The 8,916-nt window shown below is 63.9% G+C and carries 10 protein-coding genes; 2 read left to right on the top strand and 8 right to left on the bottom strand.

From position 1 onward, the window contains the following. Positions 1-161: 161 nt before the first annotated feature. Together ABIB73_RS36995 and ABIB73_RS36990 are read right to left on the bottom strand one after the other, a co-directional pair. A complete protein-coding gene (locus tag ABIB73_RS36995; RefSeq protein ID WP_354232373.1) occupies positions 162-716 on the bottom strand; it encodes a nucleotidyl transferase AbiEii/AbiGii toxin family protein in 555 nt (184 codons plus the stop codon). Between the two features lie 92 nt (positions 717-808). Continuing rightward, positions 809-1,069, bottom strand: a complete 261-nt coding sequence (locus tag ABIB73_RS36990) for a hypothetical protein (protein ID WP_354232371.1) — start codon at positions 1,067-1,069, stop codon at positions 809-811. Positions 1,070-2,136: 1,067 nt separating this feature from the next. On the opposite strand from ABIB73_RS36990, the gene ABIB73_RS36985 reads away from it, so the two are divergent. Then, entirely contained in the window at positions 2,137-3,654 is a 1,518-nt protein-coding gene (locus ABIB73_RS36985) for an amidohydrolase family protein (RefSeq protein WP_502918485.1), read from the top strand. 3 nt (positions 3,655-3,657) lie between these two features. Continuing rightward, positions 3,658-4,596 (top strand): CobW family GTP-binding protein, encoded by a 939-nt coding sequence (locus tag ABIB73_RS36980; protein WP_354232365.1) that lies wholly within the window; start codon positions 3,658-3,660, stop codon positions 4,594-4,596. A gap of 32 nt (positions 4,597-4,628) precedes the next feature. Here ABIB73_RS36980 and ABIB73_RS36975 read toward each other — a convergent pair whose 3' ends face one another. From ABIB73_RS36975 to ABIB73_RS36950, 6 genes are all read right to left on the bottom strand, one after another. Then, complete coding sequence (locus ABIB73_RS36975; protein WP_354232363.1) at positions 4,629-4,874, bottom strand: hypothetical protein; 246 nt, start codon at positions 4,872-4,874, stop codon at positions 4,629-4,631. A 198-nt stretch (positions 4,875-5,072) separates the two neighbouring features. Continuing rightward, positions 5,073-5,327, bottom strand: a complete 255-nt coding sequence (locus ABIB73_RS36970) for a hypothetical protein (RefSeq protein WP_354232362.1) — start codon at positions 5,325-5,327, stop codon at positions 5,073-5,075. Continuing rightward, positions 5,302-6,213: a polysaccharide deacetylase family protein gene (locus ABIB73_RS36965; protein WP_354232360.1), complete on the bottom strand. Its 912-nt coding sequence runs from the start codon at positions 6,211-6,213 to the stop codon at positions 5,302-5,304. Before ABIB73_RS36965 ends, ABIB73_RS36970 begins: the two co-directional genes overlap by 26 nt. Positions 6,214-6,215: 2 nt before the next feature. Beyond that, entirely contained in the window at positions 6,216-7,025 is an 810-nt protein-coding gene (locus ABIB73_RS36960; protein ID WP_354232358.1) for an ABC transporter permease, read from the bottom strand. After that, a complete protein-coding gene (locus tag ABIB73_RS36955) occupies positions 7,015-7,872 on the bottom strand; it encodes an ABC transporter permease (RefSeq protein WP_354232356.1) in 858 nt (285 codons plus the stop codon). The genes ABIB73_RS36960 and ABIB73_RS36955 overlap by 11 nt, the downstream gene beginning before the upstream one ends. Further along, on the bottom strand, positions 7,873-8,916 hold the full coding sequence (locus ABIB73_RS36950; protein WP_354232354.1) for an extracellular solute-binding protein: 1,044 nt from the start codon (positions 8,914-8,916) through the stop codon (positions 7,873-7,875).

Raw genomic sequence — 8,916 nt, 5'->3', positions numbered from 1 at the left:
GAAGCCGTGTTCGCGCACAACAAGGCACGATAACCCGTCGTGGCAACCGCCCTGTCACCGAGATTATCGTGTCTCACTTGAGGGGTGCAGTCCAGTGCACCAAACTCTTCACCTCTCAGCGGTCAACATGACGCTGGCGGTAGTTAGTGGTGCAAATACACTCACACGGCGCCAAGAACCTCTTTGGCTTTCTCGATTGCCGCTTTTGCAATCGTGAGGTACGGGGGCTTGATCCGCAGTTGCGAGATAGCTGCATTCACAAAATCGGGATTTTGCTTTTCGATCGCAATCAGAGCTTGCGCCACTTCGTCGCGATAGGCTCGTAGCGCCTCGATAATCGAATCCGCTTGTGTCTCGCTCCCCGCCGCGATGTCGAAGATATCGCGTGGTGCAATGCGTGCTCCACGGTAATAGACTTTCTTGGCGATGATCTCGGGAATCGTCTCCAGCAGAGTCGTCTCCCCGTCCACGGTTGCTTGCATCGTCGGCGACGATGTCAATGCTCGCGCAACAATGAAATCAATCTCGCCCATTTCAAATCCGAGCTTCAGGAAGCGTGAGCCGTCGCCGGTGTAGTCGCTCGGCCGGATATCAAAATCAAAGTCGCGCTTCTGCGGGTCGAGAAACGAGAGTTGCTGGGCGTCCGCGAGGAAGATATCGATGTCGTTACTGTCCCGATGATCGATTTGGAGCATCATGGCCGTGCCGCCGCCGATCGTCTAATGATCGATGATTTGCTCCTCGGAGTTGACCTGCTGGATCATTGCGAGTGCTATTCGGAGTAGCTGCGTCCAATCCGACTGCACGGTCACACCGCGAGTGGGTAAGTCTGACCCGAGTACGCCGCAAATGTCTTCGCTGCGGCAATGAGCTGCGCATCCGTGATGCCGTGCATCTGGGCGAAAGCGATCTGTAGTTCGGGGTCAACATCTCCAAAGAATGACGACATCGGACCGCAGGCATCCTTGGCTGCAACGGGGTCGAGCAGACAATGAACGAGCCCTTGCGCGTCCAGCTTTTTGCTGTACGGCGCATTCACGGTCGTCAGAACAAGGATGGAGCTGTTCATCTGTTTCAAGGATCGGTACTCGGTCGAGTTATGCTGACATCGATTTGTACACGGCGTCTCAATGGAAACGAACAACAACGATGGTTCTTCCAGACGCAGCATAGCTTGTGAGCTGCAAACGCTTAATCTCTACTTGAATATAAGAGAATATGCATCAATTTCAACAGCATAAGAAGTCGTGGCTTGTTCTGAAGGAAGCGTTGTGCCTCGGAGCCGAATGCCTTCGTCTGTGCTGATCGACGCCCCGGGGGTGGTTAGCCGTGATCGCCAAGAGCCCGGAACGCCGCAGCCTGTCGAGCAAAACAGTCCGAAATTCCGTCGTCAATCCCCTTCTGTAGAAATATTCCACTTTACCGAAATTCGGATTTGTCGTATATGTCGGGCCATCCCAGCCCACCAAAGGGGCGGTCGTACGTCGTCACGAACGCGGGCAGGGATTGCGGTGGACGCGGGCGGCGTTAAAGGCGGGTCTTGGCATGCAGGGCGAGATGAACCTCGTGAGCATGGCGCGAACCGCGATCGACGGACGGCGCTCAAATCCTGCGAGGCGTCGGCGAAGCGGGCATGTCCTGCGCAGCCTACGGCGAAGCAGGAAGTGCCTGCGTACGGCGAAACCGTGTGGTCCTGGCCGTCGTTGCTACGGTCAAGCCTTTGCGAAGGCGTCATCGCGCCAACCGGCGCGGTGCCGTGAATTTCGCGGGAGCGACGGAGGCAAGAAGGAATTCGTCTCCGGGGAGAGCACGGCATAGGCCGTCAAACCACTGCGCAGGGAAGGCCGGACGTTTGGCTGCCCTGTGTCTCCCCTGTGCATTGCGTGTGCATCATCATCGCATGGGGGTTATGTGGGTGCCAGCCGGCGCCCGGTCTTCCCTGCGCCCTTTTCTTGCGAGAGGGTGTGATGAGAAGCGCATGACTCGGGCCAAACATGCCGCGAGAACGCAAGCATGTGCCCGGACCTCCCATGCGAGCATGATGCGTCGGCATCAGCGGAGGTGGTCGTTGTCCCGAAAATCTGCCTCTATGCGCCCCGACGTTCCTCCGAAGCTGCAGCCGGGCCTTTGGAGGTTTTGGCATTTGCTTTTCGGAGTGACGATATGGGCGGTTTGGTGATCAGCGGTGGCCGGGTGGTGGATCCCGCGAGCGGGATGGATGCTATTGGCGACGTGGCGGTGGTGGACGGCAAGATCGCCGCCGTCGGCTCCTCGCTTGGCGGCGCCGAGCGGGTGATCGACGCGACCGGGCTGGTGGTCGCGCCCGGCTTCATCGACCTGCACGCGCACGGCCAGTCGATCCCGGCAGACCGCATGCAAGCCTTTGACGGGGTGACGACGACGCTCGATCTCGAGGCCGGCGTGCTGCCGGTCGGATCCTGGTACGAGCGCCAGGCCAGGAAGGGTCGCGTGCTGAACTATGGCGCCGCCACCAACTGGGCCTTTGCGCGCATCGGCGCGATGACCGGCTCCAACGCGGAGAGCTCGCTGGAGGCGTTCGGCAACGCGATGCGCGACCGCCGCTGGATGGACAACGTCGCGAGCGACGCGGAAGTGGCCGGCATCCTGGAGCGTCTCGCGCGCGGCCTGAACGAAGGCGGCATCGGCATCGGCATTTTGAACGCGTACGCACCGGGCGCCGGCGTGCAGGAGCTGACTGCGGTCTGCCAGCTGGCGGCGAAGCAGGACGTGCCCACCTTCACCCACGTCGCCTACATGTCCCGCATCGATCCCGAAAGCGCGGCGGAAGCCTATATCCGCCTGATCGGCTATGCCGGCGCGACCGGCGCGCACATGCACATCTGCCATTTCAACTCGTCGAGCAAGACCGACATCGAGCGTTGCCGCGTGCTGATCGCGAAAGCGCAGGCGCAGGGCCTGCCCATTACGGTCGAGGCTTATCCCTACGGCACCGGCTCGACTGTGCTGGCGGCGGCCTTCTTCAGCGATCCCAAGTTCGTCGAGCGCAACGGCACCGGTTATGATTCCGTGCAGCGCGTGACCGACGGCTACCGCTTCCACGACCGCGAGGAACTACTGAAGGCGCAGGCCGAAGAACCGTCCTCGCTGGTGCTGTGGCACATCCTCGACACCGAGAACAACGCGCACCACCGTGATCTCCTCGACATGTCCGTGCTCTATCCCGGCGGCGCGATCGCGTCCGATGCGATGCCGTGGACACTGTCGGACGGCAAAACCTACACCGGCGACGCCTGGCCGCTGCCGGACGACGCCACCTCGCATCCGCGCTCGGCCGGCTGTTTCACAAGATTCATCCGCGAGTGGGTGCGCGAGCGCAAAACCGTGTCGCTGCTGGAAGGCGTCGGCAAATGCGCGCTAATCCCTGCGCAGATCCTGTCGCAAAGCACGCTCGCGATGCGCGCCAAGGGCAGGCTTGCGAAGGACGCGGATGCCGACATCGTGGTGTTCGATTACGAGAAGCTCTCGGACCGCGCGACATTTACGGCGATGAACCGCCCGTCCGAAGGCGTGCGGCATCTCGTGGTCAGCGGCGAGCCGCTCATCACGGACGGCGTATTGGACGTGGCGGCGCGGCCCGGCCGCCCGGTGCGTCGGCCCGTCGTCGAGGGCTGACAGATGCCGGTCCCCATTCTCCTGGTGACGGGCTTTCTGGGGGCCGGCAAGACGACGATCGTGAACCACTTGCTGGCGCATGCGGACGGGCGGCGGATCGCCGCCGTCGTCAACGATTTCGGTGCGATCAACATCGATGCGGAGCTGATCGCGGGCGCGAGCGACGGCGTGGTGAGCCTCGCCAACGGGTGCATCTGTTGCTCGCTCGAAGGCGACCTGTTGCGTACGCTCTCGACGCTGCTGCGGCGCGATCCGAAGCCAGAATACATCGTCATCGAAACCAGCGGCGTGGCCGATCCCTCCGACATCGTGCGCAATCTGATGGACCCGGTGATCCTGCGCGAGGCGCCGCTGGAAACCGTGCTCTGCGTGATGGACGCGGCGACACCGCTCCCCGCCCTGGATGACGGGCTGCTGCGCGCGCAGTTGCGCGTCGCCGATATTGTCGCGTTGAGCAAGCTGGATCTGGCGGACGAAGGGGCGGGTGCCCGGATCCGCGAAGCCATCCGCGCGCTGCGCGCCCCCGCCGTGGTGGTCGAAGCGCGGCATGGCGAGATTTCCGCGGCGCTGCTGTTCCCCGCGGTGGTTGATCGCACACCCGCGCCGCGCGAGCCGGGGCCGCGGCGGCCGGCGGAGGAGCGCTTCGAGACGCTGAGCTGGACCTCGGAGCGGCCGATCTCGCTGCCGCGCTTGCAGCAAGCGATCGGCCGTCTGGCGCCGAAGCTTGCGCGCGCGAAAGGCTTGTTTGAGACCGTCGAGCAACCCGGGCGCTTGATGGTGTTTCAGTTCGCCGGCGGCCGCGCGACGCTGGCGCCCGGCGATGCGCCGGCGCCGGGCGTGCCGCGGGCGCGGATCGTCTTCATCGCCGAACTCGGCGTTCTCTCGCGCGCCGAGCTGGATGAGATCATGGAAGGGTGCGTTATGGATGGGGAGGGCCCGTAGCTCCGATGCAGCTTCCCCGGAACGCCGCCATTTCACTCCCCCTCCGGCTCGGCCGGCTTCTCGGCCGCCTCTTCGGCATGGACCGGGGAAGCGCCTTGGGCGCCGCGGAGCCGGATCATGGTGTCGATCACGTCGACCTCGATCTTCAGCATGTCGAGATCGCGCGTCATCTCGCGGACCTCCTGGCCCTTGCGCGCCAGTTCCTCCGAGACGTCGACCGCCATCTTGCGCTCGGTGACATTGCCGGCGTGTTGACGAACAGCTTTGCGCGCATCCATTCCAGCCGCGCCCGCTGGGTGTCGCGCTCGAACTTCTTCCCCGCATAGCGGCGCCGCGCTTCCGCGTAGGCGCCGACCAGCGCGGTTTCCGGCAGGCTCCACAATTGCTCGACCGACATGGTCATGCCGTTCAGGTCCCGGGTTCGGCTCGGCAGAGGTTTACTCCGCAGCCTATCAGACCCTTCCGGCCGGCAATTCTCAAGAGGGTTCAAGGACAATGCGTCCGCCGCGCGCCAGATGCATGCCGAGCAGGACGAGCTCAAGAGCAAGGCCGACGACGAGAAGCGCAAGACGATGACTGATCTCGCCGGCAGGTTCGAGCCGAGCCTGCAGGCCGTGGTCCGCGACGTTTTCAACGAGGCGCGTGAGATGCAGCGGGCCGCTCCAGGACGAGGTCAGCGCCTTCGTTGCGGGGGGTGCGGGCGGCCTAACGTGACCCGCCGCCTGCGACATCGCGAAAGTGCTTCGCGATGTCGGCGCGTGTTGCGACCCAGACGCGGCCTTCGAGCCGCGCAAGCTCGGCGAGAATGGCCTTCACCGCGCGGAATCGTGCAGGACGACCGCAAATGCGCAAGTGAAAGCCGACCGACAGCATCGCGGAACGGCCACGTTCGGCCTCCTCGACCAGCGTCGCGAGCGCAGCCCTGACATAGCTCGAAAAATCCCCCGGCCGCACAAAGCCGTTCGGATGGAAAAATTTCATGTCGTTGGTGTCGAAGCTGTAGGGCAGGATCAGTATCGAGCCCTGCGGCGAGTGGCACCAATAGGGCAGATCGTCGTCGAGCGCGTTGGAATCGTAGGCGAGGCCGAGATCGATCAAGAGGTCGCGCGTCCAGGCGCTCTGGCTGCCGCGCGACATGAAGCCGACCGGTGTGACGCCGGTTGCGCGGGCAATGACGTCGCGCGTCTTTTCGATGTCGCGACGCTCGGTCTCGGCATCGCCGTAGAGCGCGTGCGGCAGCCAGCGCCAGCCATGCACCGCCGGCTCGTGCCCGGCCTCAATCGCGGCGCGGGCAAGCTCCGGTACGCGTTCGACCGCGCGGCCGCACATCATGAAGGTCGAACGGATCTTGGCATCGGCGAAGGCGTCGAGGAAGCGCCACAGGCCGGCGCGCATGCCGTAGTCGAACACCTGTTCCTGCACGAGATCGCGAACGGCCGGCGGCAGGGTCGAGGCGACCTCGCCATAGCGTTCCGTCTCGGCGTCGCCCTGCTCCACGGCAAGCTCGGCGCCCTCCTCGAAATTCACCACCAGCGACACCGCGACGCGGGCGCCGTTGGGCCAGACGATATCCGGGCGGGTCCGGCCATATCCGCGCAGATCGCGTTCGATCGGCATGGTCAGCGGCTCCCGATCTGGCGGCTGACGCCACCGAAGATTTCCGCACAGACGAGGCCGACGAGCGTCACCAGCACGATCACGCCGGAGACGGCGGCGACGCGCACGTCGAGACTGCCTTCGAGGATGGCCCAGAGCTTGATCGGCAGGACTTCGGTGCGTGCGTCGGCCAGGAATAGCGACACCGGAACGTTGTCGAACGAGGTCAGGAATGCGACGAAACAGCTCGCGACGATGCCGCGGCGGATCAGCGGCAGCGTGACCCGGCGGAACGTGTACCATTGGCTGGCGCCGAGGCTGAGCGAGCAGGTGATCAGCACCGGATTGAGCTGCTGCACCGACGCGCCGACCATCCGGATCACGAAGGGTACGCAGATGATGGTGTGGCCGAGTACCAGCGTGGCCGCCGACAGCCGGATGCCGAGCAGGTTGAAGACCAGCAGCAGCGACAGGCCGAATGCCATCGCGGGAAGCACCATCGGCGACATGAACAGTGCATCCAGAGCGCGTGCGATCTTAAGCCTGCTGCGCGCAAGCCCGAGGGCCGCGGCGCCGCCGAGCACGGCGGAGAGGATCGTCGCAGCCGCCGCGGCCTTGAGGCTCGTCAGAGCCGGCTCGATGATCTCCTGTGATTGCAGGAGCTCGACATACCAGCGCAGCGACCAGCTCGGCGGCGGGAATTTTAGCGTGATGCCGCCGGTGAAGGAAATGATGACAACGACCAGCGTTGGTGCCAGCAGCAGCAGCATCCCGAAGCCGGTAATCGTTCCAACGACGCCCGAATAAACGCGATCAGTGAGGCTACGCCGCATCTACGCCTCGCACGTAGCGGCGGGACAGCGCACCGATGGCAAACACGATGCCGGTCACGGCCAGGGTGAAGATCAGCGACAGCGCGGCCGCGAACGGCCAGTCCTGCACGCCGACGGCCTGCTGGTAGATGTAGGACGGCATCAGGATGATGCGTCCGCCGCCGACCAGCGTCTGGGTGATGAAGGCGGTCGCCGCGGCAGCAAATACGAGCAGCCAGCCGGCGATGGCGCCGGGGAGGGTCAGCGGGAGGATGACGGTGAGGAAGATACGAGCGCGGCTTGCGCCGAGCCCTTCCGCGGCCCGCGTCAGATTGCCGTCGAGCCGCAGCAGGCTGTTGATGACCGGCAGCGCCATCAAAGGAAGCTGGATCTGGGTCAGCGCCAGAACCATGCCCTCCCAGGTATAGAGCAGCCGGGCGGGCGCCTGCCAGAGCCCGAGCGACAGCATCGCCGAGTTGATGATGCCGTCACGGCCGAGGATGACGATCCAGGCGAAGGTGCGCACCACCGTGCTGGTCAGGAGCGGCAGCATGATCAGGAAGGTGATGAGGGTGCGCATGAACTGGCCGCTCGCGACATAGACGAGCGCGAGCGGATAGGCGAACATCAACGTCGCCAGCGCGACTTCCGCGCCGAGCCACAGCGTATCCGACAGCACCTTGATACTGAACGGGTCGGAGAAGAAATGCAGATATTGCGCCAGCGACAGATCTGAGAATTGCGGCGTGCGAAACAGGCTGACCACGATGAGCGCGGCCAGCGGCAGCACGAAGGCTGCGAAGAACATTACTGCCAGAGGAACCACTGGCAGCAATTGTCTGGATGCGGTCGTGGCCGCCGGCGTCATCTAGATCTTCACTTCCTTGCTGAAGCGGGTGATCCATTCGCCACGCAGCGGCTGGAACTTGGTCCAGTCGAGCAGGACATTGTTCGCGACGAGGTCGTCGACACTCTTGGCGACAGTGAGGTTCGCGCCGGTCAATGGCACCTTCGCGTTGGTCGGCATCATCACCCATGGCGTGGCCTCGAGACCCTTCTGGGTCTCGACCGACATCACGGTGTCCAGATAGTCGAGCACCAGCTTCGGATCCTGGTTGTTCTTCACGATCTGCGCGCTGGTGCGTATCACGACGGCGCCGGATTTCGGCTTGGCGAAGGCTATATCGACACCCTTGGCCGCGAGCAGCGCGACGTTATTCCAGAAATTGAAGGCGATATCGATCTCGCCCTGCTGAAACAGTGCAGCCAGCGCGCCGGGCGAGGCCGCGATCGCACCGACGTTCGGCAAGAGCTTCTTGATGGCTTCGAAAGCCGGCTCGATGTTGGTCTCGGAGCCGCCGTTGAGCTTCGCGATCTCGACCATGAACGCGGTGCCGAGGCTCGAGCCGAGCCCGGTGATGCCGACGCGCCCTTTATACTCGGGCTTCCACAGGTCCTCCCACGAGGTCGGCGGCGTCGTGATCTTTTTCGGGTTATACGCGATGCCGATCAATTGCACGGTGATCATGGGCGCGTAGCCGTCGGGATGGCGGAACACGCTCGGAATGTCGGCATAGGACTTGGATTGTTCGACCGGGAATTTTTCCAGGACACCGCTCGCGATCGCCGGGATCAGTGGCCCTTCGTCGAACAGTACGACGTCGAAGGGTGGTGCGTTGCGCGAAGCCTGGATCTTGCCGATCTGATCAACGCCGAGCAGTGGCGTGAATGTGACGCTGCCGTTCTTCTTGAAGGCCGGTCCGACCACGGCGCGGAACGCTTCGTCGAAACTGCCGGGATAGGTCGTCGCCACGATCGAGGAGGCGGCGCGCGATGATCTCGGTAATCCGAGGCTTGCCGCGGCGAGTGCGGCTGAACCGGTGGCGAGCAGCGATCTCCGGGATAGGCTCAT

The sequence above is a fragment of the Bradyrhizobium sp. F1.4.3 genome, from assembly GCF_040548375.1.
In the GTDB taxonomy this organism is placed as follows: domain Bacteria; phylum Pseudomonadota; class Alphaproteobacteria; order Rhizobiales; family Xanthobacteraceae; genus Bradyrhizobium.
The sequence above is the reverse complement of the archived record's forward strand: the minus strand, read 5'-3'. Positions and strand labels throughout refer to the sequence as shown.

Coding starts and splice junctions, on each gene's coding strand:
- ABIB73_RS36970 (WP_354232362.1), bottom strand. CDS start 5,327: ATGTCGCAGGCGGCGGGTCACGTTAGGCCGCCCGCACCCCCCGCAACG.
- ABIB73_RS36950 (WP_354232354.1), bottom strand. CDS start 8,916: ATGAGCCTATCCCGGAGATCGCTGCTCGCCACCGGTTCAGCCGCACTC.
- ABIB73_RS36990 (WP_354232371.1), bottom strand. CDS start 1,069: ATGAACAGCTCCATCCTTGTTCTGACGACCGTGAATGCGCCGTACAGC.
- ABIB73_RS36975 (WP_354232363.1), bottom strand. CDS start 4,874: ATGGATGCGCGCAAAGCTGTTCGTCAACACGCCGGCAATGTCACCGAG.
- ABIB73_RS36955 (WP_354232356.1), bottom strand. CDS start 7,872: ATGACGCCGGCGGCCACGACCGCATCCAGACAATTGCTGCCAGTGGTT.
- ABIB73_RS36960 (WP_354232358.1), bottom strand. CDS start 7,025: ATGCGGCGTAGCCTCACTGATCGCGTTTATTCGGGCGTCGTTGGAACG.
- ABIB73_RS36980 (WP_354232365.1), top strand. CDS start 3,658: ATGCCGGTCCCCATTCTCCTGGTGACGGGCTTTCTGGGGGCCGGCAAG.
- ABIB73_RS36965 (WP_354232360.1), bottom strand. CDS start 6,213: ATGCCGATCGAACGCGATCTGCGCGGATATGGCCGGACCCGCCCGGAT.